Raw genomic sequence first — 26,073 nt, forward strand, 5'->3', positions numbered from 1 at the left:
GATCTCGACCAGAACCTCGCCCGCCTTCGGACCTTCGAGATTCACCTCCATGATTTCAAGCGGTTTGCCGGCTTCAATGGCGACTGCGGCGCGGGTTTTCATCGCGTTCTCCTCCCTTGACGCCGCTATCTGGGCGATTGATCCCGAGTATAAGTGGGGGTCGAAACCGAACAATTGCGACCTTGGTTGGTATTCGGCGAGATGGACTTCAAAACACGCTCTGCTAGAGTTCCAGGCAGGGAGGAAAGCCATGAAACCAAAGCTGGGAACGCTGGTTCTATGCGCTGTGCTAGGCCTTGGCGCAACGGCGCAGGGGGCGGATTATTCTGATCCAAGCTGGCCCTGCATTCAACGAAAGGTTGAATCTCTCTCCCTCGGGCTGATGTGGCCCTATCCCGTGGAAGACACCGAAAGAGCCGCCGACGTTCAGGCCGATATAGACGAACTGGCCAGCCGGTTCGCCCTGCGCCGCCTTGAGCTGGATGAGATCGAACCGGCGCTGGCCGCGTTCACCGCCAAGCATGGGCGAAGCCCGGATATACTCGGCGCTGTCTATGTCGATGCGTTTGACCGGCTATCGGCGACGCGCAAGGTGATCATGAAAGGAATCAGCGACTATTCTTTCTCGCAGATTTCGCTTGCAGAAAAGATCGACGCGGCGCGGACCGAAATGAACAAATTGATGGCGGCAGAGAAGCCCGATTTCGACAAGGTCGACGAGCTTGAAGCGCAGGCGGACTGGGACGAGCGCATCTATACCGACCGCGCGAAATCGCTCACCTATGTCTGCGAAACGCCGGTCCTGCTGGAAAAACGGATCTACGCGATTGCACAGATGCTGCTCGCGACGGCCGAAGAATAGCTTACTCCCATTCAAGTTCCGAAAAGGCCACCGTGGCGTTGCGGCGGTTAAAGGCTTCGAACAACTGCCAGTGCGGTGCCTGAGACGTGGCGATGGCTGTAACCGCGTCACCCATCCGCTGTCCTTCGGCAATGGCCGCGCGTGTGTCGCGGGCAAGCGTATTCAGATAGGACTCCAGCGGGTCGACCCCTTCCGGCCAATCCAGAAGCGGACCGCCGTGACCGGGAACGACTCTTTCGGCGGGAAGGGTCTTGAGTTCGTCGAGCACCGACAGCCAGCCGAGCAGGCTTCCATCAAGCGCCGGGGTATGTTCGGAAAAGACAAGATCACCGGCAAACAGGATACCACTCGTCGGGTCGAAAGCCGTCAGATCATTGCCGGTATGGGCGGTAGGCCATGCCCTGAGTGATAAAACCCGGCCGCCAAGGTCGATCTCCGTTGTACTCTCGACGACTTGCGCCGCTTTCGTGCCGATCATCGGAACGGCACCGATAAGAGTACGCAGGCTTTCCATATAGTTCTCGCGCCGGTCCGCCAACGCGCGTTCAAGACCGGCATGCGCCACAACCTGCGCCCCGGCACCGGCGAACACGCTGGCGCCAAAGACGTGATCCGGGTGCATATGGGTCAGGATCACATGGCTGACCGGCAGGTCGGTGCGGGCCCTGATCGCCCGCCAGATCGCCTCACCCATCCAAGCGGCGCTGCCGCTGTCGATGACCGCAACCGATTGTGCGCCAATGATAAACGCGATGTTCGAGACATCGCCGAGGTTGCCGGCATCGGGTTCCGCGATCTCTCCACGGTGCAGAAAGACACCTGCCCCGACGTCTTCAAAACCTAGTCCCGGAGGAGATTCCCTACAGAACGCTCCCGGTTCCGGTGGCGGTCGATCGACCAGCGCCACCTCGCATCCGGCTTTGTCCATGGCTTCGTAGCCCGGCAGCAACACTTCTCGGCAGTCGGCACTGCCAAGAACCAGGCAGAGGGTCACGACGGCCTCGAACATTGGATGGCTCCGCTGGATGATCCTTGGCCAAGACTGGCCGATCACGGTGATTTCAGACCACCCCGACCAAGGGATTAGTGATTTTTGCCCGCATACGGCGTAAGATCAGCCATGCATGCCGCGTCGTGAGGAGAACCGGAATGCCCACCAGAATGATATACGCCGCCGCGCTGGCAATTTTTGCGGCAGGCGCCGCAATGGCTGCCGACCCGGAAATCAAGAACCCGCTCGTCGAGGGTGAGACATGGGCGGAACTGAAATATGACATCGTCGGGGATCGCGAGATCGGGGATGGATCGGCGCTCATCGCGCTCGATGCGCCCTATCGTGCTGAGGACGCGGCCATTGTCCCGCTGCACCTGACCCAGACCGATCCGGATGCGACAATCGAAAGCCTGATGATCGTGATCGATGAAAACCCGGCACCGATGGCGGGCGATTTCACCTTTGGCCCCGGCATGGCTCCGCTGGATTTCGAACTCCGGGTGCGCGTCAATCAATATTCCAACATCCGCGTCATCGCGGATACGGGCGACGGGCTGGTGATGACAGGGCGGTTTGTCAAAGCCTCGGGCGGCTGCTCGGCCCCGGCCAGCAAGGACCCCGAAGTGGCGCTGGCCTCGATGGGGCAGATGCGGCTGCGGTCCTTTGGCGACAAACCGGCGATGTCGAACACACGGCGCGAGGCGCAGATCATGATCCGGCATCCGAATTACTCGGGGCTGCAACGCGATCAGATCACCCAGCTTTTCATCAACACGCATTTCATCGATGAGCTTGAGGTGTATCAGGGCGAAGAACTGCTGTTCACCATGAAAGGCGGGATTTCGATCAGCGAGAATCCTGTGTTCCGCTTTGCCTATCGCGACAACGGCGCGCCTGCGCTGCGGGTCCGGGCGCGGGATACCGAAGGCAATATCTTTGAACAGATACTGCCCAAGGATGGCGAAATCTGAGGTTTCAGAAACAGACGATTTCCGCTTCGGCCTGCGCGCGGCGAAGGTCTGCGACAAAGGCGCGTGGCATGGCGGCGGAGCGGAACATCGACATACGCTCTCCCCCGGTCTGCTGAAGCGAGAGCACCGTCTCGGCCTCGACATATTTGTCGTAGGGCAGGATCGAGGCGATCACATCAATGGAACAGGAACACTGCCCCAGTACCTGACGCGACTGCCCGTTCACGGCCATGCAGGCAAAGACGTAATCCGCCCGGGCGGCGGTGGGGTAGTCGTTCAGCCTCTCCTGAACCGAGGTCTGGGCGGAAAGACCGCCGCAAATCAGGCACAGGAGGACGGCAAGCGGTTTCATTCGCTGTCTTCCATTCCGTCAAAGCTGAGGGTCGAGGAATAGATCGGCGCGCCACCGTCCGGGGCCGGCACGCTGGCTGAAAGCGAACGATACCAGCCGGGCACCTCGTCCGACATGGTGACAGTCAGCGCAAGATCGCCAAACCCGTTCATCCGCGCCGCGTTGGGATCTCCGTCAAAGGGGCGCAGGATCACGTCGACGCTGTCGCCCGCCTCATGGCGTTCGGCGGGGCGGATCAGCGACTCTTTCACGCGGTTGCGAATATAGAAGGGACTGCCACCCGCCGATTCAGCCATGTCGCGCACAACGGTTTCAACAAAATACATGATGATCGGATTGCCGACGCTCGCCGGAAAACTGCCAAGGTTGCGATACTTGCCGTCCTGCTGGAATTCGAGATTGGCCTGCGCGGCATCCTCGCCACCGAATTCCAGGACGATACGTCCGGTGTCGCGGGTGGCGGTTTCGGGCAACAGCCGGTTGCTGACGTGGCGATCATAGACCAGCGACATGTCGCGCGACACGTCATCAAGCGTCCCGTCACGGAACAACAGATCATAGGTTTCCGTCTTGGTGGTCTGGGTCGTATCGGCAAGAACAGGGCCAGAGAGCAGGGTTGTCAGGATGAAAAGCCGCAACAGTCGCATGATGTCCTCCTTTCGGCTCAGCCTAGATCACGCGTGCCGGGCGTCATCCGATACTTTTGTCGGTGACGGCGGTTCTCGCTCTGGCGAGACGCGCGTTTTCCAGCCGATCAGGCTGCGCAACCGCGAGAGTTCAACGGGTTTGGGCAGCACGGTAAAATCATGCAAGCTGCCAGTATCGACAAGCGAAGCACTGCGGTTGGCGGTGATCATGATGGCAGGCACATGAAAGCCGGTTTCGGCCCGCACCGCCTGTATCGTCTCGATCCCCGTGGCATGGCCGTCAAGCTGGTAATCGGCAAGGATGATGTCGGGTGGCATCCCGAGGTCGCGCACCATTTCAAGCGCCTCCATGGTGGACTGCGCGCCCAGAACGCTGGCCCCCCAGCTGTCGAGTTTCTGGACCGTGGCAAAAAGCACATCGGGATCGTTTTCGACCACCAGCGCGATCACGTCCATGTCGGCAAACTGATCGCTTTTCACATCCGGCGACGGGGCGGTGATCATCGGGCGTTCCTCGATCACGTCCATCTCGATGGAAAAGACGGACCCGACATTGGGCTTGGACCGGACCCCCACCTTGTGGCCAAGGTGGCGACAGGTACGGTCGACGATCGAAAGGCCAAGCCCCATGCCCGATCCGGGGGGCACGTTTTCGGCGCGGGTGAATTCCTCGAAAACGCGTTTCTGGTCGCGATGCGAAATGCCGATGCCCGTGTCCCAGACTTCGAGCACGACCTTGTCGCCCCGGCGGCGGCAACCGATCAGGACACGGCCCTTTTCGGTATACTGGATCGCGTTTACCACAAGGTTCTGGATAGAGCGCAACAGGTAGCGCTGGTCGCTGCGGACCCAGACCGTCGAGGGTACCATGTCGAGCTGCACGCCCTTCTTGCGGGCAATCGGCTCCTGATCCTCGATAACGGTCTGCATGATTGTGCCCAGACAGAAATCCGACGGCGACAACCCGCTGCCGGTGCTTTCCAGCCTCGATATGTCAAGAAGCGCGTGCAGCAGCGTTTCCATCGAATTGAACGACCCGTCGAGCCGTTCGACCATCGATTCCATGTTGGTGCCCTGCGACATGTCCCTGAGCGTGGAAATCAGCAGTTTGGCCGCGTTGATCGGTTGCAGCAGGTCATGGCTGGCCGCCGCAAGGAAACGGGTCTTTGAGGAAACCGCCGCTTCGGCCTCTTCCTTGGCAAGGCGCAGTTCCTCTTCGACCCGGGCCTGTTCCTGATACTGCTCGGTCATCTGCGCGTTGGCACGGGTAAGTTCCGAGGTCCGCTCCTGCACCCGTTTTTCCAGCATTGCCGTGGTGCGGGATTCCAGCGTCACATCCTTGATGTCCACCAGAAACCCCTGATCCGGCAGCAGGTGAACGTGCAGATCAAGCACATTTCCGCTGCGATGGCGCAGTCTTTCGCGCAACCGTCCTTCGCGGCGCAGCTTGCGCGACCAGCCGTCACTCGCGTTCAGCCCGTCGGCGGAGACTTCGTAATTTTCCTTGATGAACCGCAGGATACGCGAGAACTTGGTCCCGTCCTGCGCAAGGACAAAAGGCAGGCCAAGAAGCTCACAAAACCGGGCGTTGTGGATCATCACCGTGCCCGCGTTGGAAAAGGTACAGATGCCAAGGCTCATGTGATCGATGGCCGCCTGAAGGTAATGGGCGTGCCGGTCGATCAGCAGGTCTTTCTCGGTCCGGTTCTTGCGAACGATATCGGTGATCTCGGTTTGCAGGACGACGATATTATCGGCGCTCGCGTGTTGCTGACTGATCTGGAACCAGCGGTCGCCGACCACTTCGAGCACGAAAGAGATCAACGCGGAACCGGGGGTGGCATTGCCCGCCCGGCGCAGGTTGCGCCGGGTCTTGTCATCGCGCGTGACGATATGGCTACTGTTGCGCACCGCCTGAAAGTAATCGGCAACGCTCAGATCGGGCAGGATCTTGTCGGTGATATCCGGCAGCAGTGTCTTGAAAAGATCGTTGCAGACCTGAAGACGCCCGTTGGTGAAGAGTGCAAAGCCACCTTCCATGACGGAAAGCGCATCGGCAAGGTTCTTCTGCGTGCGTTCGCGATCAAAGCGCAGCAGTTCGAGTTCGTTCGAGGCGCGTTCAAGATCGCGGGTTTTTGCCCAGATCTGGCCTTGCAGCGCGATGGCCGACTGAAAAGCGGAATAGGCCGAGCTTCCGACGTCGTTCTGCCGCCCGGCGCGGCGCACAAGCGCCTCGATGATCTTGGCCTGCTTGGCTACCTGTACTTCGAGCGGGTCGTCGCTGTTGATCAATGCAAGTCCCGCCTTTGAGGTTCAAAGAAAGCCACGCCGACAAAGGTCTGGTTCACGTGCACGCCGCAATGCTGCTCACCATAAGTGTTGAAACCGATCACCTTGCGGGCTTGCAGAATGCGCGAGGCCGGTTCCTTTAGCTGTTTCTGCTCGATCTCGAGCTTGCGCAGGAAGCAGTCGAAACCCAGAACGAATTCCGGCGATTTGCCGCGCGCGTTGCGCACGTCAAGCTCCTCGTCCAGCGTACGCAGGATTTCCTGACCCCGCCCGAGGGTCAGCACCAGCCCCACGTCAATGGCCGAAAAGAACGAGAGCCCGCCATTTTCCTGAACCTCCTGAATGGCGCGCACGTGGTAGAGCGTGTTGTTGCGCACCAGCACGGGGTTCTCGGCAAAGACCTGCGGCGAAAGCTGATCGACCGGCACGCCGATCAGCCGGGCATATTCCTCGGCGGCGGGTGCTCCATTCAATTCCAGAACCATCCGTTCGCCGGGGACGGCCTCAGTCACCACCATCTGTTTCTCGGTCGGCAGGAAATGGTCAAAGCCCACTCCGGTGAATTCGAGATCGGTTTCCAGGATAAGCACCAGCGCGGCATTGCGGTGAAACTTGCCCATGTGCAGCACGGATGTCTCGCGGAACTGCAACCCGTTCCCCGCCGAGCCGCCAAAGACCGGCATTTCACCAAGACCGGCGGCAAGCGCCGCAACCAGCATGTCCTCCTGCTTGGACAGCCCGTCGGTGAATGTCAGCGCCAGCCGGTTCCAGTTCGCCGTTTTCTGGAACTGGGCAGAAAGGCGATGCACATCCGCCGCGATCTGCTTGATCGAGAGCGGCTTGAGCGGCGAGACAAGGAGCGTCGCGCAGCGGAACCGGGATTTCGGAAAGGAGACGACAAGAAGCGCGTCATCCTCGTAGCCTTCGGGCGTGATCTGGCCCGCCGTGGTACAGCCAAAAACCGGCACCCCCGCAAAACCCTGATTAAGCGCCTCGGCCAGCTCATCGGGATCAAGCCGGTCGGGGGCGAACACCAGCAGAAAACAGGAGTCCGAGGTGTCGAGCGTATTGACGAGTTCACGCACGGCTTCTCCCGCATCGGACAGATAGGAAATGCCGATGCGGATCGAGGATTGCTGCGGGGCGATCTGAAGCATCAGGGCGGCTTGGGCACTACTGACTCAGGAAGGCCCGGGCAGCCGCGTCACTGCTTTGGGATTCCCCTTCGAGATTCGCGCTTTCGACCAGCATCGCCGCCTGTGTCCGGTTCTGTACGCCAAGCCGCCGCAGCAGGGCGGTGATATGCGCCTTTACCGTCGCTTCGGCGAGAGACAACTCATAGGCGATCTGCTTGTTCGGCTTGCCTGCACAGATGAGTTTCATGATTCGGGTCTGCTGCGGTGTCAGTTCCGCGATCTTCCAGCTTACATCATGCAGGGCGGCGGCACGCGCGGCCGGACGATAGCTCTGACGGTGCTCTTTCGGCAGATAGCGACGGCCCATGCTGACCTCGCATAGCGCCTCTTGCAGAACTTCAGAGGAGATATCCTTTGGCACGAAGCCCGCAGCGCCCGCGTCCATCAGCGTATGCACCACGTCGGCCGAGGTCAGCGCCGATATAACCACGATGGGCGTATCCGGCAGACGGTCGCGCAGCCGCAGGTATCCGCTGATACCCGTGACGTCCGGCAGCCGCAGATCAAGCATCACCATGTCCGGCTTAAAATCGCCGGTCAGCAGGTTGAGCCCGTCGCAAAGTGTGGAAGCGGTTTCGATGTGGCAACTTGGAAATGCGTGCCGAAGGGTCGTCGCGAGCGCGTCGCAGTACAGCGGATGATCGTCGATCACCATGACTGACTGCACGCGGCAAGGTGAGTGCCTTACCGGTTCGTGTTTCATGAAAGTTCCTCCCGATGGGAATCTAACAACCATCGGAAGATTCGCGCAAGAGTTGCATACCACCGCACACCGGATTGGGCCGGCATGCGGCGGTGCCTGTCCCTCGCGGTCAGGGTCTCATGAAAACTGGACGCCGTTCGCTTTGGCCGTGTGGGTCGCGATGAGATCCATCAGCGGCGGCGACAGGCAATCATAGGGTTCAAGATCGAGCTCTTTCAACCGGCCCCGGATCCCGTCCATCCGGTCGGGTGACACCCCGGACTCGATCACCGAAGAAACAAAGGCCGCGAACTCGGGCGCGGACCAGCCGCTGTCGGGTGAAAGTTCAGTATGAACGAAATCTAGCCCGTGGAACGGGTGCCCGGTGTTTTCGATCCGGCCATACATATGGGTGCCGCATTCCTTGCAGGCGTGGCGCTGGATCGCCGCCGACGCATCGACAACTTCCAGCTTGTCCTCGTTCGCGGTGACCTTGAGATTGTCACGGCCAACCACGGCGACCTGTGAAAATACCGCGCCGTCGGGTTTCCAGCACTTGGTGCATCCGCAGACGTGGTTATGGGCGGTCTGGCCCGACACCTCGACAGTCACCTTGTTGCTCGGACACTTGCAGGACAGCGTACCGCCCGAAAAGCTGCCCGATCCGGGTTTGACCCCGCCATCTACAGCGGGATGAATCTTGACGTGGCTGAACTTTGCACCACCCCCATCGCCGCCGCCGCCCAGCATTTTAGATAGTAATGTCATTGAACTTCCTCCCATGACCTTTCCGGTTGCTCTTGGACGTAAGTCCGACAGAGCGTGGCCGATGCCGGGGATTCGGACAATTCAGCCTTAGGTGGCGGTAGATCGCGCGAACTCGCGTCTGTTTTCGCGTATCTCACGGCTCAGCCGGACCGCGAATTCGCGTGCGAATTCACGCTGATCCCGGGCGATACCGCCTTTTCGAAAAACCGCTTCGTCGAACTCGCGCAGCAGATTCTGCCCCGTTCCTTCACGCGCGATCAGCGCTGCCGCATGGTGACGCAACCCGGAGAGGTCCCCGCGTCGCGCGGACTGGCGAAGCCTGAACCGCAGCGGATCGAAGGGGCCGAACCGGTCAGTGGCAAGCGCAAGATTTCGCCCCGGCCAGAGCAGCCATGTCCCCGCCCCAAGCGCCACCACCAAAGCCAGCGTCATCAGCAGCGGATGCAGCCGGGCGGGTTCAGGGGTCGGCATGCTGGGCGGTGCCGCGCTTTCCTCCATCGCGATCCGCTGCGCCGAGATCGTAACCATCTGCATCTTGCGGGTCGTGGTGTCGAAATAGTCGAACTCGATCGGTTCGATGATGGCCGAAGTGTTGTTGGTGGGCCGGATCGTCCAGCGCCAGAACGCGATGGAAACCGGACCCATCGGTGAAAGTTCGACAAACCGCTTGTCCGGGTGCGGAAAAATCATCGCACTGGGCGAATGCAGTTCGGGCATCGGCGGGATCATGTCCGGCGACACGCCGATGGCCTGAATACGGATCACCCGCAGCACGCCTTCGCCCGGCTTGAGCTGGTCCGGCGCGTTCGACCATTGATCCGAGATTTCGAGACGGCGCACCGGAAACCACCAACCCTCGACCGCAAGCGCGGGGCCCACGTCAAGTGAAACGGGGGCCGAGGCGATGTCATGCTCGAACCAGTCATCGCCTTCATCTGTCAATGTCAGATGATGCACGAAAGGTGGGATCGTCAGCGCCCCGGTCCGGTCGGGAAATAACGCCATCCGACGCCGGAAATTCTTGATCGGCTGACCGCGCTCGCGGGTCTCGTACCACGTATCCTGCCCCAGCTGCATCCAGTTGAAACCGTCAAGCTCCGGCGTTTCGAGCTTTTCCAGCGTGATATGCCTTCGGTAGCGACCGTGGATGGTGACCAGCACCATTTCCCCCTTCAGGATATCATCAGCCGAGGTTTCAACGCTCACCTCCAGCGCCAGTTCGCCGGGATTGACGTCGCGCGTCTGGGCACAGGCCAACGCGGGCAAAAGCATCAGGCAGAGCAACAGGAGTCTCATCGCGGATCCTCCGGCTCGGGCGGGGAAAGACCAAGCTTTTTGCGGCGCTTATGTTCCTGCGCGATCCGCGCCTTGAGGTATTCGCCGGGCACGTCCGACAGCGTAGCCAGCCAGCGGCTATTGGCGACCATGAACCGGTCGTCGAATATCTTGCGGATGCGCTCGTCGCCGTGGCTTGCCAGTTCCGGCAGACCCAGCAGCGCGCCAGTATTGGTGGTGCCGTCCCCTGCCCCGGCGGCGCGGGCGTTGCCCTGCGCAATGGAGGATTTCACCACCGCCCCCTCTCCGCCGTCCTTTTCGGTGAACCACGCGATCGGCGCTTCGGGATCAAGCGCGAGGCCCGCGTAAAAGGCGGCGAGCAGGTCGAAATTGGCGGCCGCCTGTTCATCGCCCGCAAGACGCGCGATATCATAGGCTTCGAGCGCGGCGGCATAATTGCCGGCCTGCGCTTCGGCATTGCCGAGATTGAAAAAATCGCCCGCCCGTCGAAATTCCTCCGCCGCGCCCGCATGATCGCCAGCCCGGTACAGCGCGATGCCTTTCCAACCCGGTTCTGCCAGCAATGGCACGGCCAGGCGGTTCATCCCGAGCGCAAGCGCGAGACGGCCAAGCGGCGCGGTCCCGCGCCCCGCAAGCAGCGCAAGGACAAGGCAGATGATCGCCGCCACCGCGATATAGGCCGAACGTTTCATGCCGACGCCCTTCGGAACATCAGCAACACAGGAATCAGCGCAAGCAGCAACAGGTAGCGCCCAAGGTCCATCCGGAACAGCAGCGGGTAATCCTGGCGCTCCAGCCGATCCCGCGCATCGTCCCGCAAAAAGCTGGCCAAAGCCTGTGTTTCCGAGGTGCGAAACACCTCTCCGCCCCCAGTACTGGCCAGCGTCTCGGCAGCGGCAATATCTCCCGGCACCACGACCGAAAGCCGCGCGCCCTGCCCCGCGATTTCTGCCGCAGCCTGCATCGCGTCGGGGCCAATGCCCGCGCCATCGGTCAACAGGATGACATCCCCGGCGAGCGTACCGGATTCGGCAAGGATCGTCGCCGCAAGGGACAATCCCCGCTCGGGCCGCGACCCCTTGTCCGGTACGGTTTCGCCATCGACCAAAGACAGGGTCTGGCCAAGCTGCTTCGTATCCGCTGTCATGTCGGTCGCCACATAGGCATCGCCCGCATAGACCACCAGCGCGGCGGGGCGGCTTTGCAGGGCCGCCACCCCCACCCTGCCCGCCGTCTGCAAGGCCAGCCGTTTGCCGCCATCGTCAAGCGACTCCGAAGCATCCAGAACAAGAACTACACCGTCGAGATTGCGATAGGCGCCGGCGTCCCGCCTCTCCACCGCCGGTCCGGACAGGGCCGCAAAGATGAGACCTGCCGCAAGCAGAGGTGCCAGCGCCGCAAACCCGCGACGCCCGGCGTCCACCCGGCCTAGCGCCTGCAAAGCCGCTTTCAAATGCGGATCAAGGGCCATGTCCCAGCCCCCCAGTCGCGCGGGGCGACGGCGAAGTACCAGAACCAGCACTGCCAGAAACGGCAAGAGCAGCAACCAGAGCGGGCGCAGAAGCTCGAGATCGCTCATCGCGTACTCCTCCAGCCGATCCAGAGGCACCCGAGACCGGCCAGCAGCGCCGGATAGATCCAGAGTTCACGGTAGACCTCGGCGGCAAGACCATCGCCTGTAGTGGCCTCGAGCCGGTCCAGCGCCTGCGTGACGTCCAGCAAGTCCTCGCTGGTGCGCACCCGGAAACTGGTGCCGCCGCTCAGCTCGGAAATGGCACGCAGGGTGGCCGCATCGACGACGCCCCGCTCGCCCGGATCACTGGTTTCAAGGTCCTTCGGGCCAAGGGCAATCGTATGCACGCGCACGCCCATATCCGCCGCAAGACGGGCCACCGCGCGCGGATTTGTAGACCCTGCATTACTGATCCCGTCGGACAACAGGATCACAACCTTGGTCGCGGCGTCGGAATGCTCCATCCGCTTCAGCGCAAGCCCAAGCCCGTCAGAGATATTCGTCGCCCGTCCAGAAATGCCGATGCTCGCCTCTTCGATCCGGCGCGCGATGGCCTCGGTATCGAAGGAAAACGGCGCGGCATAATAGGCCTCAGAGCCAAATACGATCAGCGCAACGCGATCCCCCGCCCGGCGCCGCACGAAATCCGACCCTACCTTTTGCACCGCCTCAAGCCGGGTAACCTGCTGCCCATCAAGATGGAAATCGTCGCGCACCATGGACCCCGACAGATCGATGGCGATGGCAAGATCGCGCCCCGAAACGCGCAGGGCCGATACCGGTTCAAGCAGGCGCGGTCCTGCCAGCGCGATGACGAGCAGCAGCCAGACCAGACCCGGCAGCAATAACCGGCGCCCGGATTTCAGCATCTGTTGCTGGCCCGCCCCAAGCAGGCTTCGGGCGACGGCGTCCGGCACAGTCAGTGCCGCGCCCCTATGGACGTGCCCTGGGATCAGCCACAGGACAACGACCGGCAAAGGCAGCAGTAGCAGGAACAGCGGATCAGCCAGATCAATCACGCCCCGAGACCTCGCGTTCAAGGCCATGCAGATCGGGCAACCCGCCGGGTTCGTACAATCGCGCCGATATCCGCGCGTAAACCTGCGGGTGGTCCCGCTTGAGCAGATGAAGCAGCGCCAGCCTTTGGTCGTCCTCGGGCAACGTGCCAATGCACGTCAGCCTGTCTTTCATACTGACCGGCTTGGTCGGCGGTCTCGACCGCAGGAAAAACCGCAAGAGCAGCGCGACAATAACCGCAAGAATAAGACCCAGCGCGATGGCCGCGAGAAGATCCGCCAGAACACCCCCGGCAGAATGCGAAGGCAGACGGATGTCATGCAGCCCGGCCAACATCGCTTCCTGACTGAGGGCGCGGTCAGCCATGAGACATGCCTTCCCGCCTCGGAAAACCGCCGTTGATCACCCGCGCCATCTGCGCCACAGGCGCGGCGGCGTCGACCCGCAGCAAGGGGAACCCGGCGAGCGGTTCCGGCGGGATATCTTCGAGTCCCTCATCGATACGGCCCAGCTGGTGCGACCCGTCAGCAAGCCGGATCGGATAGCTGCCCGGCGGCAGCGCGTCGATGCCATCGCCAACCATCACCATCCGGGGATGACGCCGTCGCGCCAACTGGCCCAGACGGTCCGAAAGATCGCCCCCCCGTCGGTCGAAGCCCGAGGCAATCACCACCTCGGCCCCAGCCGGGGCAAGCCGCGTCACCCGGGCAAGCGCGCCGTCAAGATCGAGATCATCGACCCTGCCACTCTGCGCCTCTTCCAGAACCGTTGCATGGGCGCGGGCCATGGCGCCGATCACGGCAAGCATTCCCCGCACCCTGCCCCGGATCGATGTCACGACCGGCATCTTCGGACCGATCACCAGTAGCCCGACGCGGCCACCTTCCTCGATGGCGCGCCACCCGATCAGCGAAAGCGCCTCGGCCGCCGCAACGGATCGAAAGGCGCGGCGCGTCCCCCAGAGCATCGAAGGTCTGAAATCGGCAACCAGAAAGGTCACTTGATCCCGCTCCTCCTGAAACGAGCGCACGTGGAGCACGCCGGTGCGGGCCGTGCTGCCGCGATCAAGATGCCGGATATCGTCGCCGGTTACGTATTGGCGCACATCGGCGACCTCCTGGCCCTGTCCGCGCCGCCGGGTGACGAACCCGCCCGGCAAGGCGGCCTGAGCCTCGGTCTCTGCACCGTTCAGCACATGGGTGCGAAGCGCGATCAGCGACCGGGCATCCAGCCAGACTCCCGGCGCCTGCAGAGCCGGGTTCACAGCGGTTCGACGGCTTTCAGCACATCGGCTATCAAGGCCCGCGCCGTCCTCCCCTCTGCCACCGCCCGCCATGCCATCACCAGCCTGTGCGCCAGCGCATCCGCGGCCACCGCCTGAACATCCTCGGGCAACGCATGGTCCCGCCCCTTCAGATAAGCCCGCGCCTTGGCCGCGGCGGCAAGGGCCAGCGACCCGCGCGGCGACACCGGGTGGTCGATATCCTCGGAAAATGGCGGCTGCCGCGTCGCCGTCACCAGCCGCACGATGTAATCTCTAAGCGGCGAGGCAAGATGCACGGCCATCGCCTCGGATCGCGCCGCACGCATATCGTCGAGGTGCAGCCTGACCGGTGCCGCGACAGGGGCCTGATTTTCGGCTTCGACAAGATCAAGGATCTTCCGTTCGGTTTCCGCGTCTGGCAGCGACAGGACGACATGAAGCAGGAACCGGTCAAGCTGCGCCTCCGGCAGGGGAAAAGTGCCATCATGTTCGATGGGGTTCTGCGTCGCGACGACAAGGAACGGGTCCGGCAGCCTGTGGGTCGCGTTCCCGCTGGTAACCTGCCCTTCGGCCATCGCCTCAAGCAGCGCCGATTGGACCTTGGGCGGGGCCCGGTTGATTTCGTCGACCAGAACGATGTTGTGAAAAACTGGACCCGGCACGAACTCAAAATCGCCGGTCTGGGGGCGAAACACCGGCGTGCCGGTCAGGTCCGAGGGCATGAGATCCGGCGTGCATTGGATCCGGGCAAACCCACCCTCGATCGCCTCGGCCAGTCGTTTTACGGCGCGGGTCTTGGCAAGACCGGGCGCGCCCTCGATCAGAATATGACCGCCCGACAGGATCCCGATCAGCAGACGTTCGATCAGAACGTCATGGCCGACAAGACCGGCGACGAGATGATCGTCGAGCCCTGACAGGCGGGTCTTTGCCTGAACATCCATGCCGTATTCCTCCCCCTGATCGCTCAGGCGACTATAGGCAGGATGCTATCTCTTCAGCGGGGTCAGGCAAACACAGCCCAAAGTCTCAGTCCGGATCGAAATTGACCCTTACCGAAGACAGCGCGGCTGTCTGGCGAACGTAAGAAAGAGCTGTTACGCTTCTTTCTCGGCTAGGTTGACCGACTTGCATTTCCAGTTGGCGATCTGCCAGTTGGGATGCGCCTCGGTCCATTTGGCGAGCTCCGGCTGGGCGCGCATGAGGCAAGTCATCGGGGAAATATCTGTATAAAGCATACTTCTGCTTTCGCACTCGGCGGGCGATGCGCTCAGACAGGCAACAAAAATCAACTCAATCATCATACCCTCATGTCAATACAACCATTAGTAGCGGTCCTCAATGTAAAGCTCTGCGGTAAATATAACCCTCACGAAAGCGCACTATCTGCGATTTAAGTCACAAAAGCCCGTATCACAGGCCCAAAGCCGGGGGATTGCACAGATTTCACTCGCATTGCAGGCGGGCCGCCGCACGTGTCCCTGAAATTCAATTCACTCAAAGCCAAACTTGCCCTCGGGGCTGGGCTGGTGGCTCTGGTTGCATTGCTTGGCGCCGCGCTCAGCATCATCGGCATGGAAATCGTCTCGCGCCGCATCGAGGCCTCGGTTCAGGCAGAAAAACGTGTCGAGCGCTATTCGGTGCTGTCGACGCAGGTCACCAGTTTCATCGTGGTCGCGGCCGAGGCCGCACAATCCGGCCTGTCACCACAAGCGCGCGCCGACAGGCTCGACCGGCTCGCCGTGAACATCTCAGACACCTTCGATTCTCTCCGGCGCGACCACGAAGCAGCGGTAAGCGAAGCGGCGCCCTCGGGTTTCGACGCCCAGTCACGCCGCGCAACGCAAAGCATCGGACTGGCCCGGATGCAGGCGCTTTTCGATACCACGCTAAAGGGGCTTTTAGACGAAACTGCCGGGCCGGAACGGTTGCAGGGGTATATCGACAGTTTCGCGCATGGGTTCGATCCGCTGTTGAATGCCGTGATCAGCGAGGAAATCCGAGACCGGCGTGAAATCATCGCCGGCATCACCGACCTGCGGCGGCAGTTGATCCCGATGGCGCTGGCGATTTCCGCGGCCACCATCCTGCTGCTGATCGGGTTCTACCTCTTGCTGATCCGGCCCCTGTTCCGGCGGCTGGACCTCTTGCGCGACGCCGCCCGGCAGATCCGGCAAGCGGATTTTTCGGTCTCCTTGCCCGAAACGGACGATGAGCTTGGCCACGTCCTTGCCGAAACCAACCGCATGGCAAAAACGCTCTCGGACCGAAGGGATGAGGTCGAGGCGGAATGGACCCGGCTGAACAACACCATCGAGGAACGCACCGAGGAGCTGCGCGAGGCCGTCGACGAACTTGCCCGGACCGATGAAAACCGGCGTCGCCTGTTTGCCGACATCAGCCACGAGCTTCGCAACCCGCTCAGCGTCATCCTGATGGAGAGTGAAATCGGCCTGAAGGGCAGCGATGTCTCGAAGGAGTCCTTCCAGACGATCCGGACTAGGGCGCTGCGGCTGAACCGGCGCATCGACGACCTGCTGCGTCTGGCCCGGTCCGAAACGGGGCTGCTGCAGCTGAACGCCGGGGTTTTTCATCTGGGTGAGACCGTCAGCGAAGCGCTGGAGGACATGCGCCCGCAGGTCGAAAGCGCCGGGATGACCATTACTCTGACCGGGGCAGCGACTCCGATGGCACAGGGGGACCGCAACTGGGTGCGGCAGGTCGTGGCCGGCCTGATCCAGAACGCGATACGCCATGCCCGGGAGGGCGGCGAAATCGCCCTGAATTTGGAGAAGATAGACGAACGGATCTGCATCCATGTCATCGATCAGGGCCCGGGCATCGACCCCGCTGAACAGGACCGGATTTTTGAGCGGTTCCGGCAGGGCACCGGCGGCACCGCGAGCGAAGGGTTCGGCATCGGGCTGGCCTTTGCCAAATGGGTTATCGAGCAGCAGAACGGCCGGATCGACCTGCAAAGCCCCCTGCCCCGGGCCGACCGTAAAGGCGCGGCACCCGGTACGAAAGTCACGCTATGCCTCCCCGTGGCGCAGGGATAGGCTTTCTGTATGAGCAGCATCGAAGACCCCGTCCTGATCGTGGATGACGACCCCGAAATCACCTCGGCCCTGTCGAGGGGGCTGGCCCTGCACGGCCTGCGCAGCGTCAGCGAAAACCGCGTGGATACCGCGCTGGAACGCTTTGCCGACACGGCGATCAGCGCCGCGATCATCGACGTCATGATCGGTTCGGACAGCGGTATCGACCTTGTGCGCAACGTCCGGAACGCCGGGCACAGCACCCCTATCCTGATGCTGAGCGCTCTTTCCGAAGTCGAAGACCGCGCCCGCGGGCTTGAAGCCGGGGCAGATGATTATGTGGTCAAACCGTTTTCTTTCGACGAGCTTGTCGCCCGCCTCAAGGTCCAGCAGCGCCGCGCCCGCCCGGACAAACCGCGCGCCACACTGGACATGGCAAGCTGGATCCTCTCATCCGACCACCGGCGCGTCGAACTCACCGAACGTGAAGTCAACCTTCTGGCGCTGCTATCGCGGCACGCGGGCACGCCCCTGTCACGCGAAACGGTTTTCGACCAGCTCTGGGCCAACCAGGGCGCAAGCTCGGAAAACGTGGTCGATGTCTATGTCGGCTACCTGCGGCGCAAGCTGGACCCGGCGCAGGAGTTCGGATTCGAAATAAAGACGATCCGGAATCAGGGTTTCATGCTCGACGGCACGGCACCAAAAATCTCACAACATACTGAACAACGGTAACATTTATTTTTTCTTATAACATTCTCTTTGACGAAACGGGCAAGCAAGCCACATGATGAGCAAGACATCCCACATGTCACTTCACTCAGGAGGAGATGAACAATGGCCTGGAACAAACCGATCATCCGCGAAATCGAATGCGGTATGGAAATCAACATGTACGGACCCGACGCGGACGACGACGGCGTACTGTTCTAAGACTGCCGCGCGGAGGGCCTGATGGAATTCCGCGCGCGAATACTTGGGGCGGCCGCCGGAGGGGGGCTGCCGCAATGGAATTGCGGGTGTGAGAATTGTAATCTCGCCCGCGCTGGAAAGATCCCTTCGCAAACGCAGTCCTCGGTCGCCTTTACCGGCAGCGGAAAGGACTGGGCTGTTTTGAACGCATCACCGGATATCCGACAGCAATTTGCAGATTGTCCCGATCTGCATCCGACGGGATTGCGGACCCTCCCCCTGCATTCCGTACTGGTGACCAATGGCGACATAGACCATGTCGCCGGGTTGTTGACACTGCGCGAAATGCAGCCTTTCAAGATATTCGCCACCAAGGGCATCCATGACGTGCTCGAGGAGAACCCGGTGTTCTCAGCTTTGAATAACTCTGTTGTCCGGCGTGAGACTGTCAGCCTCGACACGCCCGTCGAAATCGCACCGGGACTGATGGCCGAGCTGTTTGCCGTTCCCGGCAAGGTACCGCTCTATCTCGAAGGCGATGAGGTCGAGACCGATATGATGGGCGAACAGACCGTTGGCGTGCATCTCCGCGCCGGGGAAAAGGATGCCTTCTATATTCCGGGCTGCGCCCGCATGAACGACGACCTGCGCCAAAGGCTTGCCGGTGCGGCGCTGGTGATGTTTGACGGAACGCTCTGGGCGGATGATGAAATGGTACGCGCCGGTCTGGGACAAAAGACAGGCAAGCGGATGGGCCATATGTCCATGTCCGGGCCCGACGGCAGCATCGCCGCCTTCGACGGGCTGAACGTCGGCAAACGCATATTCGTCCATATGAACAACACTAATCCGGTACTGCGCCCCGATTCAGAGGAACGCGCCAAGGCCGAAGCCGCCGGATGGACCATTGGTCAGGATGGAATGGAGATCACGCCATGATACAGGCACCCGCCTCACGTGAGGAATTTGAATCCCGGCTCCGCCAGATCGGCGCCGAGCGCTACCACGACAAGCACCCGTTCCACCACATGCTGCACGGCGGGAAATGCAATCCCGATCAGGTGCGCGCCTGGGTCATCAACCGCTATTACTACCAGCATTCGATCCCGATAAAGGACGCGGCCTTCATGTCCCGCGTCGAGGACCCGGATCTGCGACGTATCTGGCGCAAGCGCATCGAAGACCACGACGGGACCGATGAAAACGAAGGCGGTATCCGCCGCTGGCTGCGACTGGCCAGCGCCGTGGGGCTTGACCGTGACTATGTCGCCTCGACCAAGGGCGTGCTGCCGGCCACCAAATTTGCCGTCGATGCCTATGTGCGTTTCGTTCGCGACAAGACCCTGCTCGAAGCGGTGGCGGCATCATTGACAGAACTCTTTGCGCCAAAGATCCATGCCGACCGGATCGAAGGCCTTCTGAAGAACTACGATTTCGCCGATGACAGTAGCCTCAGCTACTTCCGCAATCGCCTGAAAGAAGCGCCGCAGGACGTGGCCTTTGGCCTGTCATGGGTTCTGGATCACGCGGATACGGCGGAAAAGCAGGATCAGGCCGCAGCGGCGCTGATCTTCAAGACGGATGTACTCTGGTCGCAACTTGATGCGCTCTACGGCGCCTATGTTGAACCGGGACGGATACCGCCGGGCGCATGGGTGCCTGGCGAAGGCATGGCACTGGCGCGGGCCTCATGATTGACAGAGAAGACATACCCTTTCTGCCGCGTGGCGTTCGTCTGCATTTTGACAAGGTGCGCGACCAATGGGTGTTGCTGGCCCCGGAACGCGCCGTGACACTGGATCAAGTCGGTCAGGCGATCCTGTCGGAACTCGACGGCATCAGATCATTCGGAACGATCACCGAGGATCTCGCCAGCCGCTACAACGCGCCCGCCGAGGAAATCGCAAAGGATACCGGCGGCTTTCTTGGCGCGCTGCTCGACCGCCGTTTTCTGGAGCTGCGCCGATGAACGCCCGTCCCCCCATTGCCATGCTGGCAGAGTTGACCCATCGCTGCCCCCTCTCCTGCCCCTACTGTTCCAATCCGATTGAACTGGCCCGGATCGACAGCGAGCTGGACACCGAAACGTGGAAGCGTGTCTTTCGCGAAGCGGCCGAGATCGGCGTCCTGCAACTTCATCTCTCGGGCGGCGAACCGGCAAGCCGCCGCGACCTGACCGAGCTTATCGCGGCCGCGCGCGAAGCCGGGCTTTACACCAACCTCATCACCTCGGGCATCGGTCTGACCGAACGCCGCCTGCACGAGCTGGACGAGGCCGGGCTGGATCACATCCAGCTTTCGCTACAGGGCACCGATGCGGCGATGGCCGACGACATTGGCGGCTACCGTGGCGGGTTTGACCGCAAGATGCAGGTGGCGGGCTGGATCAAGGAGATCGGCTTTCCCCTGACGCTGAACGCGGTCATGCACCGTCGCAACCTGCACCAGCTGCCCCGCTCGATCGAGCTCGCGGTCGAAATGGGTGCGCGCCGGATCGAGGTCGCCACTGTGCAGTTTCACGGCTGGGCGCTGAAAAACCGCGACACGCTGATGCCGACAATGGAACAGGCGCGGGAAACCGATGCCATCGTGACCGAGGCCCGCAAACGGCTGAAAGGCATGCTGGTGATCGACTACGTGCCCGCCGATTACCACTCGGACTATCCCAAACGCTGCATGGGCGGATGGGCGACCACAGGGCTGAACGTGACCCCGGATGGAGAGGTCCTTCCCTGTCACGCGGCCCAGACGATCCCGCATCTTCAATTCGACAATGTGCGGGAAAGTCACCTGCGCGACATCTGGTATGACGGTTCGGCATTCAACGCCTATCGCGGCACCGACTGGATGCAGGAACCCTGCCAAAGCTGCGACCGCAAGCTGAAGGATTTCGGCGGCTGCCGCTGTCAGGCCATGGCCATTGTCGGGGATGCGGCCGCCACCGATCCGGTCTGCATCAAGTCACCGCATCACGGGGCGCTGCAGCTACAGGCCGACGCCCATGCCCATAGCGACCGCAAAAATCTGGTGCACCGAACAGCCCCGGGAAAACCGATCCCGGAACCGGCGGAATAGGGTCGGATCAGGCGGCTTCGGCCGCCAGTTCACGACACCCGGTATCCAGCAGCGCGAAAAGATGCGGGGCAAAGCTGTTCCAGACATCCATGCGAAAGCTGTTCTCACCGTCACGCCAGATCAGCACCGTGGCACCGTCGAAGACGGTCCGGCGACCGGTGCCAATCTCGATGGTGGCGATGTCGCGCGGACAACCCAGCGTGAGCAGTTCTGCCGCCCTAACCCCTTCGATCACAAAGCTGACCTCACGTGCCGAAATATCGACAAGCGCATGCGGCAGCTCGGCACAGGCCTTGGCGCAAGCCTCCTCGATCCCCGCCACGGCGCCGGTTTCGGTTTCCAGCTTCCATTCGTCGGGCCCAAGGCAGATCGCCTCGAGATTCCCGACCGACACCCGCTGACCGATCTTTTCCGGCAGGGTCAGGCCAAGCGCCGCGTCCAGCGGTGCAAGATCGCCACGGGCCCGCAGGGAAAGCCGACCGCACGGCGACGCCACACGCACCTGCGCCGCCGAGGTCTCAACCAGTGCGAAGGGATCGAAGGAAGAAATTGGAGCGTTCATCATCGCCTCCGTTTCAGATTTTCAGACGGGCGTTTTCGGGATCGACAAAGATTGTCGAGGTGATCTTGGCCGCGATGGTCCGGTCGGGCATCGGGATATAGACGGTATCGCCCATCCGGTTCTGCCCCCCCTGCACCAGCGCCAACGCAATCGGCTGGCCGACCTCTTCGGACTCGTAGGAAGAAGTGACATGACCGACCATCGTCATCGGAATCTGCTGTTTCGGATCGAACACGATCTGCGCGCCCTCCTCCAGCTTCGATCCGTCTTCGGTCAGCAGGCCCACGAACTGCTTGCGGCCTTCGGCAACAAGGTCAGGGCGGGCCAGACCGCGTTTGCCAACAAAGTCCGGCTTTTTCTTGCCCACAGCCCAGCCCATGCCGCAGTCATAGGGCGTAACCGTCCCGTCGGTGTCCTGACCGACGATGATATAACCCTTCTCCGCGCGCAGAACGTGCATTGTTTCCGTACCATAGGCCGTGATGCCATATTGCTGGCCCGCTTCCCAGAGAGTTTCCCACAGCTTGCGGCCCATCGGGGCAGGCACGTTGACCTCGAACCCGATCTCGCCGGTAAAGCTGACCCGGAACAGCCGTGCGGGCATACCGGCCACGGTGCATTCCACGCAGGACATATGCGGAAAGGCTTCTTCGGTCAGGGTCACGCCCTCGACAAAGGGTTGCAGCAGCTTGGCCGCGTTGGGACCGTTCAGCGCGATGGTCGACCACTGCTCGGTCGTCGAGGTCAGCCAGACGTTAAGATGGGGCCATTCGGTCTGAAGGTAGTCCTCCATCATGTTCAGAACCCGCGCCGCACCGCCCGTTGTGGTGGTGACATGGAAACGGTCTTCGGTCATGCGACCGATCACACCGTCATCGCGGATATAGCCGTCATCGCCCAGCAGCAGGCCATAGCGGCAGCGCCCCGGCGCCAGCTTGGTCCAGGGGTTCGTGTACATGCGGTTCATGAATTCGACCGCATCGGGGCCAACGACCTCGATCTTGCCAAGGGTCGAGGCATCGAAGATCCCGACGCTGGACCGGGTGGCCTTGCATTCGCGACGCACGGCGGCATCCATATCCTCGCCCGGCTTGGGGAAATACCACGCACGCCGCCACTGGCCCACAGGTTCGAACACCGCGCCGTTTTCCTCGGCCCAGGCATCAATCTGGGTTTTCCGCGTCAGTTCGAAATGCGCCCCGCGGTGATACCCCGCGAACGCCCCGAAGGAGGTCGGCGTGTAAGGCGGGCGGAAGGTGGTAAGTCCGACCTGCGGCTGCTTCTTGCCAAGCGCATCCGAGGCGATATTGAGCCCGTTGATATTGGACATCTTGCCCTGATCGGTGGCCATACCGTTGGTGGTATAGCGCTTCACATGCTCGATGGAACGCATGCCCTCGCGCACCGCCAGCCGCAGATCCTTGGCCGTCACATCGTTCTGGTAATCAACGAAAGCTTTCGCCTTGCCGGGGCTGCGATCCGTTGGCAGTTCCTTGTGCGAAACGCCGGTGCCCGTCCGGTCCGCTTCCACCGCATAGGCCACCGCATTGCGGGTAACGCCAAGCGCGTCTGCCACGGCGCGGCCCTTATCGGCCCCGTCCGTCAGCGCCGCCTCGATCCCCCAGAGACCCCGGCTGGCCCCGGCAATCACGCAGTCTTCAGGCGTGACATCAGGCAGGAAAGTCGTGCGGTCGTCGTCCCATGCCAGCTTGCCCTTGGTATGCGAGAACAGGTGCAGCGACGGCGTCCAGCCGCCGGACATGAGCACGGCATCGCAAGCGATCTTTTCCCCTGCGCCGACCGTATCGCCGCTGACCGGATTCACCCGGATCGAGTTCACCCGCAGGCGCCCCGAGGTGGCCGTGGCGGTGTGCGACAGCTTTACCGGGATGCCCAGCGATTTCGCCTCGCTGACCAGCTCATCACGCACGCTGCCGCGCGTATCGACAATGGCCTGAACCTTGGCACCGGCGCGGTGCAGATCGAACGCCGCATACCATGCGGAATCGTGGCATGTCAGCACAACAGGACGCTTGCCGACCAAGACGCCGTAGCGGTTGAGATAGGTCTGCGCCGACCCGGCCAGCATGACGCCGGGACGATCATTGCCGTGAAACACCAGCGGCTTTTCAAGCGCGCCCTGCGCCAGTACGACCTGCCGCGCCCGCACGCGCCACAGCCGTTCGCGCGGGGTGTCGGCGGGCAGCTCGGCCAGGTGATCGGTCAGTTTTTCGCACAGTCCGATCATGTTCTGGTGGTAATAGCCAATCGCGGTGGTGCGCGTCATGATCCGCACGCCCATCTCGCGCAGCGCGGCCAGTTCCGACGCGAGCCAGTCCCAGGCAGGTTTGCCATCGATCCGCGCCTGCGGTTCGGACAAAAATGTGCCACCGGCCTCGGCGTTTTCATCGACGAGAACAACGCTGACGCCCTTTACGGCCGCTGCCCGAGCTGCCGCAAGACCTGCGGGACCGGCACCCACGATCAACACGTCGCAATGCAGGTTGCGCGAGGCATAGGTATCGGGATCTTCCTCGGTCGGGCTGACGCCCAGACCCGCTGCCGCGCGAATGAAGGGTTCGTACACCTTGTCCCAAAAACTCTTGGGCCACATGAAGGTCTTGTAATAGAACCCGGCCGAAAACAGCATATAGGCCGCGTCATTCACTGCGCCGACATCGAATTTCAGGCTCGGGTACTTGTTCTGCGAGCTGGTCTCAAGACCGTTCCAGATTTCCTGCACCGTCGCGCGGGTGTTCGGTTCGAACCGACCTGCCCCACGGCGGGTGCCGATCAGCGCGTTGGGTTCTTCGGACCCGGCAGCGACCGCCCCGCGGGGACGGTGATACTTGAACGAGCGACCCATCAGGTGAACGCCGTTGGCCAGCAGGGCCGAGGCCACCGTGTCGCCCTTGAAACCGCGATAGGTGGCGCCGTCAAAGGTAAAGGTCACAGGCTGAGTGGAGTCGATACGGCCCCGGCCGGAAACGCGGTATTCGCTCATTTCACCTCTCCCGTCAGAGTCTCGAGATCCGGACGCGGCGCGCCCGCCTTGTAGGTGGTCAGGAAACGGTCGCTGACCGTATCGCGGACGGCGTTGAAGAACCGCCCGCAGCCATGCACGTGGCGCCAGCGTTCGTAATGCGGCCCCTTAACGTTGGAGCGTATGAACAGAAAGTTTTCCCATTCCTCGTCACTCTGCGCCGAGGGGTTTTCAGGCCGGACGACATGAGCCTGACCGGCATGGGCAAATTCGGCCTCGGGCAGGGTTTCTTCGCAATAGGGGCAATGGATCAGCAGCATGGTCGGTAATCCTCAGTGCGCAACGGCGGCAGCGGCGGCTTCGTCGATCAGACGGCCGGTGCGGAAACGCTCAAGATTGAAAGGCGCATTGATCGGGTGCGGTTCATCCTTGGCAATGGTCCAGGCAAAGGTATGGGCCGCGCCCGGCGTGGCCTTGAACCCACCCGTACCCCAACCGCAGTTGACGTAAAGGTTCTGAACCGGTGTCTTGCCAAGAATGGCAGACCGGTCAGGTGTCACATCCACAATACCGCCCCATTTGCGCAGCATCCGCATGCGGTTGAAAATGGGGAAGATTTCCGTGATCGCCGCAACCGTGTGCTCGATCAGCGGAAGCCCCCCGCGCTGCGAATAGCTCGTGTATTGATCGGTGCCGGAGCCGATCACCAGCTCGCCCTTGTCGGACTGGCTGATATAGGCATGAACCGCGTTCGACATCACGACGCAGGGAAAGATCGGCTTGACCGGCTCGGACACCAGCGCCTGCAGCGGATAGCTTTCCAGCGGCAGACGCACGCCCGCGCTGTCCATCACGACCGAGGTATGCCCGGCGGCGGATACGGCGACCTTCTTGGCCTTGATGAAACCTTTCTCGGTTTCGACACCGGCCACCGATCCATCGACATTCCGGCGGATCGCCGTCACGGCACAGTTCTGAATGATATCGACACCACGCGCGGCGGCCCCACGGGCATAGCCCCACGCGACCGCATCGTGACGCGCAGTCCCTGCCCGCTCCTGCAAGGCACCACCCATCACAGGATACCGCGCCTTGTCCGAGATATTCAGCGGCGGGCAGTATTCCTTGCATTCTTCAGTTGTCAGCCAGCGGTTATCAACACCGTTCAACCGGTTTGCATGGATATGCCGCTTGAAGCTTTGGACGTCATGCACGTTATGCGCCAGCATCAGCACGCCGCGGTTCGAGTACATGACGTTGTAGTTCAGCTCCTGACTCAGATCCTGCCAGAGATCGACCGCGTGATCGAACAGGCGCGCGCTCTCGTCATAGAGATAGTTCGACCGGATGATCGTCGTGTTCCGACCGGTGTTGCCGCCGCCAAGCCAGCCCTTGTCGATCACGGCGATATTGGTGATCCCGTGCTGAGTCGCGAGGTAATAGGCCGCACCCAGACCGTGCCCGCCTGCCCCGACGATGATCACGTCATATTCGTTCTTGGGCTGGCTGTCGGGCCATTGCTCTGTCCATTTCTTGTGACCGGACATGGCATGTCGCAACAGATTGAGAGCATTGAAACGAGTCATCTGCGAGCCTGTTCTTGAGGGGAAGACTGAGAGAGCCTGCTACCGTTTTATGACATTCCCGCACTG

The 26,073-nt window shown here is 61.8% G+C and carries 28 protein-coding genes; 9 read left to right on the forward strand and 19 right to left on the reverse strand.

Annotated features, from left to right (window positions below):
* The first annotated feature begins 250 nt into the window (after window positions 1-250).
* Window positions 251-862, forward strand: coding sequence for a hypothetical protein (locus MF268_RS20665; protein ID WP_238372757.1), 612 nt, complete (start codon window positions 251-253; stop codon window positions 860-862).
* Between the two features lies 1 nt (window position 863).
* On the opposite strand, the gene MF268_RS20670 is transcribed toward MF268_RS20665, so the two are convergent.
* Entirely contained in the window at window positions 864-1,871 is a 1,008-nt protein-coding gene (locus MF268_RS20670; RefSeq protein WP_238372758.1) for a quinoprotein relay system zinc metallohydrolase 2, read from the reverse strand.
* Between the two features lie 140 nt (window positions 1,872-2,011).
* Here MF268_RS20670 and MF268_RS20675 point away from each other — a divergent pair, with 140 nt between their 5' ends.
* A complete protein-coding gene (locus tag MF268_RS20675; protein ID WP_238372759.1) occupies window positions 2,012-2,827 on the forward strand; it encodes a quinoprotein dehydrogenase-associated SoxYZ-like carrier in 816 nt (271 codons plus the stop codon).
* A 4-nt stretch (window positions 2,828-2,831) separates the two neighbouring features.
* Here the strand turns inward: MF268_RS20675 and MF268_RS20680 are convergent, their stop codons facing one another.
* The 14 genes from MF268_RS20680 to MF268_RS20745 form a co-directional block, all read right to left on the reverse strand.
* Window positions 2,832-3,179, reverse strand: a complete 348-nt coding sequence (locus MF268_RS20680; protein WP_088634250.1) for a hypothetical protein — start codon at window positions 3,177-3,179, stop codon at window positions 2,832-2,834.
* The gene (locus MF268_RS20685; protein WP_238372760.1) at window positions 3,176-3,826 is read right to left on the reverse strand and encodes a hypothetical protein; all 651 of its coding nucleotides are present in this window, start codon (window positions 3,824-3,826) and stop codon (window positions 3,176-3,178) included. The genes MF268_RS20680 and MF268_RS20685 overlap by 4 nt, the downstream gene beginning before the upstream one ends.
* 27 nt (window positions 3,827-3,853) lie before the next feature.
* Complete coding sequence (locus tag MF268_RS20690) at window positions 3,854-6,118, reverse strand: hybrid sensor histidine kinase/response regulator (protein ID WP_238372761.1); 2,265 nt, start codon at window positions 6,116-6,118, stop codon at window positions 3,854-3,856.
* Window positions 6,115-7,272, reverse strand: a complete 1,158-nt coding sequence (locus tag MF268_RS20695) for an FIST N-terminal domain-containing protein (RefSeq protein ID WP_238372762.1) — start codon at window positions 7,270-7,272, stop codon at window positions 6,115-6,117. The genes MF268_RS20690 and MF268_RS20695 overlap by 4 nt, the downstream gene beginning before the upstream one ends.
* 16 nt (window positions 7,273-7,288) lie before the next feature.
* Window positions 7,289-8,014 carry a response regulator gene (locus tag MF268_RS20700; RefSeq protein WP_238372763.1) on the reverse strand — a complete coding sequence of 242 codons (726 nt, stop codon included), beginning with the start codon at window positions 8,012-8,014 and terminating at the stop codon, window positions 7,289-7,291.
* A gap of 117 nt (window positions 8,015-8,131) precedes the next feature.
* Window positions 8,132-8,743 (reverse strand): S-(hydroxymethyl)glutathione synthase, encoded by a 612-nt coding sequence (gene gfa, locus MF268_RS20705; protein ID WP_420485452.1) that lies wholly within the window; start codon window positions 8,741-8,743, stop codon window positions 8,132-8,134.
* 105 nt (window positions 8,744-8,848) lie between these two features.
* Window positions 8,849-10,057, reverse strand: a complete 1,209-nt coding sequence (locus MF268_RS20710) for a hypothetical protein (RefSeq protein ID WP_238372765.1) — start codon at window positions 10,055-10,057, stop codon at window positions 8,849-8,851.
* Window positions 10,054-10,749, reverse strand: a complete 696-nt coding sequence (locus MF268_RS20715; RefSeq protein WP_238372766.1) for a hypothetical protein — start codon at window positions 10,747-10,749, stop codon at window positions 10,054-10,056. Before MF268_RS20715 ends, MF268_RS20710 begins: the two co-directional genes overlap by 4 nt.
* Window positions 10,746-11,636 carry a vWA domain-containing protein gene (locus tag MF268_RS20720; RefSeq protein ID WP_238372767.1) on the reverse strand — a complete coding sequence of 297 codons (891 nt, stop codon included), beginning with the start codon at window positions 11,634-11,636 and terminating at the stop codon, window positions 10,746-10,748. Before MF268_RS20720 ends, MF268_RS20715 begins: the two co-directional genes overlap by 4 nt.
* Complete coding sequence (locus tag MF268_RS20725) at window positions 11,633-12,589, reverse strand: VWA domain-containing protein (RefSeq protein ID WP_238372768.1); 957 nt, start codon at window positions 12,587-12,589, stop codon at window positions 11,633-11,635. Before MF268_RS20725 ends, MF268_RS20720 begins: the two co-directional genes overlap by 4 nt.
* Window positions 12,582-12,953: a hypothetical protein gene (locus tag MF268_RS20730; RefSeq protein WP_238372769.1), complete on the reverse strand. Its 372-nt coding sequence runs from the start codon at window positions 12,951-12,953 to the stop codon at window positions 12,582-12,584. Before MF268_RS20730 ends, MF268_RS20725 begins: the two co-directional genes overlap by 8 nt.
* Window positions 12,946-13,851 (reverse strand): DUF58 domain-containing protein, encoded by a 906-nt coding sequence (locus tag MF268_RS20735; protein ID WP_238372770.1) that lies wholly within the window; start codon window positions 13,849-13,851, stop codon window positions 12,946-12,948. The genes MF268_RS20730 and MF268_RS20735 overlap by 8 nt, the downstream gene beginning before the upstream one ends.
* Window positions 13,848-14,795 (reverse strand): AAA family ATPase, encoded by a 948-nt coding sequence (locus tag MF268_RS20740; RefSeq protein ID WP_238372771.1) that lies wholly within the window; start codon window positions 14,793-14,795, stop codon window positions 13,848-13,850. Before MF268_RS20740 ends, MF268_RS20735 begins: the two co-directional genes overlap by 4 nt.
* Before the next feature lie 153 nt (window positions 14,796-14,948).
* Window positions 14,949-15,152: a hypothetical protein gene (locus tag MF268_RS20745; protein WP_238372772.1), complete on the reverse strand. Its 204-nt coding sequence runs from the start codon at window positions 15,150-15,152 to the stop codon at window positions 14,949-14,951.
* Window positions 15,153-15,326: 174 nt separating this feature from the next.
* Between MF268_RS20745 and MF268_RS20750 the strand changes: the two genes are divergently transcribed.
* From MF268_RS20750 to pqqE, 7 genes are all read left to right on the forward strand, one after another.
* Window positions 15,327-16,910 (forward strand): HAMP domain-containing sensor histidine kinase, encoded by a 1,584-nt coding sequence (locus MF268_RS20750; protein ID WP_238372773.1) that lies wholly within the window; start codon window positions 15,327-15,329, stop codon window positions 16,908-16,910.
* Between the two features lie 9 nt (window positions 16,911-16,919).
* The gene (locus tag MF268_RS20755; protein ID WP_273545128.1) at window positions 16,920-17,624 is read left to right on the forward strand and encodes a response regulator transcription factor; all 705 of its coding nucleotides are present in this window, start codon (window positions 16,920-16,922) and stop codon (window positions 17,622-17,624) included.
* Between the two features lie 102 nt (window positions 17,625-17,726).
* Window positions 17,727-17,822, forward strand: coding sequence for a pyrroloquinoline quinone precursor peptide PqqA (gene pqqA, locus MF268_RS20760; protein WP_088634264.1), 96 nt, complete (start codon window positions 17,727-17,729; stop codon window positions 17,820-17,822).
* A gap of 21 nt (window positions 17,823-17,843) precedes the next feature.
* The gene (gene pqqB, locus MF268_RS20765) at window positions 17,844-18,740 is read left to right on the forward strand and encodes a pyrroloquinoline quinone biosynthesis protein PqqB (protein ID WP_238372774.1); all 897 of its coding nucleotides are present in this window, start codon (window positions 17,844-17,846) and stop codon (window positions 18,738-18,740) included.
* Entirely contained in the window at window positions 18,737-19,495 is a 759-nt protein-coding gene (pqqC, locus tag MF268_RS20770) for a pyrroloquinoline-quinone synthase PqqC (RefSeq protein WP_238372775.1), read from the forward strand. Before pqqB ends, pqqC begins: the two co-directional genes overlap by 4 nt.
* A complete protein-coding gene (gene pqqD, locus MF268_RS20775; RefSeq protein ID WP_238372776.1) occupies window positions 19,492-19,770 on the forward strand; it encodes a pyrroloquinoline quinone biosynthesis peptide chaperone PqqD in 279 nt (92 codons plus the stop codon). Before pqqC ends, pqqD begins: the two co-directional genes overlap by 4 nt.
* Window positions 19,767-20,876: a pyrroloquinoline quinone biosynthesis protein PqqE gene (gene pqqE, locus MF268_RS20780; RefSeq protein ID WP_238372777.1), complete on the forward strand. Its 1,110-nt coding sequence runs from the start codon at window positions 19,767-19,769 to the stop codon at window positions 20,874-20,876. Before pqqD ends, pqqE begins: the two co-directional genes overlap by 4 nt.
* Window positions 20,877-20,883: 7 nt before the next feature.
* On the opposite strand, the gene MF268_RS20785 is transcribed toward pqqE, so the two are convergent.
* Genes MF268_RS20785 through MF268_RS20800 form a run of 4 tightly spaced genes read right to left on the reverse strand, consistent with a single transcriptional unit; the run spans window position 20,884 to window position 26,007 of the window.
* Window positions 20,884-21,438 carry a sarcosine oxidase subunit gamma family protein gene (locus tag MF268_RS20785; RefSeq protein WP_238372778.1) on the reverse strand — a complete coding sequence of 185 codons (555 nt, stop codon included), beginning with the start codon at window positions 21,436-21,438 and terminating at the stop codon, window positions 20,884-20,886.
* Between the two features lie 13 nt (window positions 21,439-21,451).
* Entirely contained in the window at window positions 21,452-24,442 is a 2,991-nt protein-coding gene (locus MF268_RS20790) for a sarcosine oxidase subunit alpha (protein WP_238372779.1), read from the reverse strand.
* Entirely contained in the window at window positions 24,439-24,741 is a 303-nt protein-coding gene (locus MF268_RS20795) for a sarcosine oxidase subunit delta (protein ID WP_238372780.1), read from the reverse strand. The genes MF268_RS20790 and MF268_RS20795 overlap by 4 nt, the downstream gene beginning before the upstream one ends.
* A gap of 12 nt (window positions 24,742-24,753) precedes the next feature.
* Window positions 24,754-26,007, reverse strand: a complete 1,254-nt coding sequence (locus MF268_RS20800) for a sarcosine oxidase subunit beta family protein (RefSeq protein ID WP_238372781.1) — start codon at window positions 26,005-26,007, stop codon at window positions 24,754-24,756.
* Window positions 26,008-26,073 lie beyond the last annotated feature (66 nt).

It is taken from the genome of Heliomarina baculiformis (assembly GCF_019966545.1).
GTDB lineage: Bacteria > Pseudomonadota > Alphaproteobacteria > Rhodobacterales > Rhodobacteraceae > Heliomarina > Heliomarina baculiformis.

Bases quoted from the DNA above. Each gene is read 5' to 3' on its own strand.
- MF268_RS20785 (WP_238372778.1), bottom strand. From the start codon at position 21,438: ATGAACGCTCCAATTTCTTCCTTCGATCCCTTCGCACTGGTTGAGACC.
- pqqE (WP_238372777.1), top strand. From the start codon at position 19,767: ATGAACGCCCGTCCCCCCATTGCCATGCTGGCAGAGTTGACCCATCGC.
- MF268_RS20740 (WP_238372771.1), bottom strand. From the start codon at position 14,795: ATGGATGTTCAGGCAAAGACCCGCCTGTCAGGGCTCGACGATCATCTC.
- MF268_RS20790 (WP_238372779.1), bottom strand. From the start codon at position 24,442: ATGAGCGAATACCGCGTTTCCGGCCGGGGCCGTATCGACTCCACTCAG.
- pqqA (WP_088634264.1), top strand. From the start codon at position 17,727: ATGGCCTGGAACAAACCGATCATCCGCGAAATCGAATGCGGTATGGAA.
- MF268_RS20755 (WP_273545128.1), top strand. From the start codon at position 16,920: ATGAGCAGCATCGAAGACCCCGTCCTGATCGTGGATGACGACCCCGAA.
- pqqC (WP_238372775.1), top strand. From the start codon at position 18,737: ATGATACAGGCACCCGCCTCACGTGAGGAATTTGAATCCCGGCTCCGC.
- MF268_RS20745 (WP_238372772.1), bottom strand. From the start codon at position 15,152: ATGATTGAGTTGATTTTTGTTGCCTGTCTGAGCGCATCGCCCGCCGAG.
- MF268_RS20710 (WP_238372765.1), bottom strand. From the start codon at position 10,057: ATGAGACTCCTGTTGCTCTGCCTGATGCTTTTGCCCGCGTTGGCCTGT.
- MF268_RS20665 (WP_238372757.1), top strand. From the start codon at position 251: ATGAAACCAAAGCTGGGAACGCTGGTTCTATGCGCTGTGCTAGGCCTT.
- pqqB (WP_238372774.1), top strand. From the start codon at position 17,844: ATGGAATTCCGCGCGCGAATACTTGGGGCGGCCGCCGGAGGGGGGCTG.
- MF268_RS20675 (WP_238372759.1), top strand. From the start codon at position 2,012: ATGCCCACCAGAATGATATACGCCGCCGCGCTGGCAATTTTTGCGGCA.
- MF268_RS20680 (WP_088634250.1), bottom strand. From the start codon at position 3,179: ATGAAACCGCTTGCCGTCCTCCTGTGCCTGATTTGCGGCGGTCTTTCC.
- MF268_RS20720 (WP_238372767.1), bottom strand. From the start codon at position 11,636: ATGAGCGATCTCGAGCTTCTGCGCCCGCTCTGGTTGCTGCTCTTGCCG.
- MF268_RS20695 (WP_238372762.1), bottom strand. From the start codon at position 7,272: ATGCTTCAGATCGCCCCGCAGCAATCCTCGATCCGCATCGGCATTTCC.
- MF268_RS20670 (WP_238372758.1), bottom strand. From the start codon at position 1,871: ATGTTCGAGGCCGTCGTGACCCTCTGCCTGGTTCTTGGCAGTGCCGAC.
- MF268_RS20730 (WP_238372769.1), bottom strand. From the start codon at position 12,953: ATGGCTGACCGCGCCCTCAGTCAGGAAGCGATGTTGGCCGGGCTGCAT.
- MF268_RS20795 (WP_238372780.1), bottom strand. From the start codon at position 24,741: ATGCTGCTGATCCATTGCCCCTATTGCGAAGAAACCCTGCCCGAGGCC.
- MF268_RS20715 (WP_238372766.1), bottom strand. From the start codon at position 10,749: ATGAAACGTTCGGCCTATATCGCGGTGGCGGCGATCATCTGCCTTGTC.
- MF268_RS20685 (WP_238372760.1), bottom strand. From the start codon at position 3,826: ATGCGACTGTTGCGGCTTTTCATCCTGACAACCCTGCTCTCTGGCCCT.
- MF268_RS20700 (WP_238372763.1), bottom strand. From the start codon at position 8,014: ATGAAACACGAACCGGTAAGGCACTCACCTTGCCGCGTGCAGTCAGTC.
- MF268_RS20800 (WP_238372781.1), bottom strand. From the start codon at position 26,007: ATGACTCGTTTCAATGCTCTCAATCTGTTGCGACATGCCATGTCCGGT.
- gfa (WP_420485452.1), bottom strand. From the start codon at position 8,743: ATGCTGGGCGGCGGCGGCGATGGGGGTGGTGCAAAGTTCAGCCACGTC.
- pqqD (WP_238372776.1), top strand. From the start codon at position 19,492: ATGATTGACAGAGAAGACATACCCTTTCTGCCGCGTGGCGTTCGTCTG.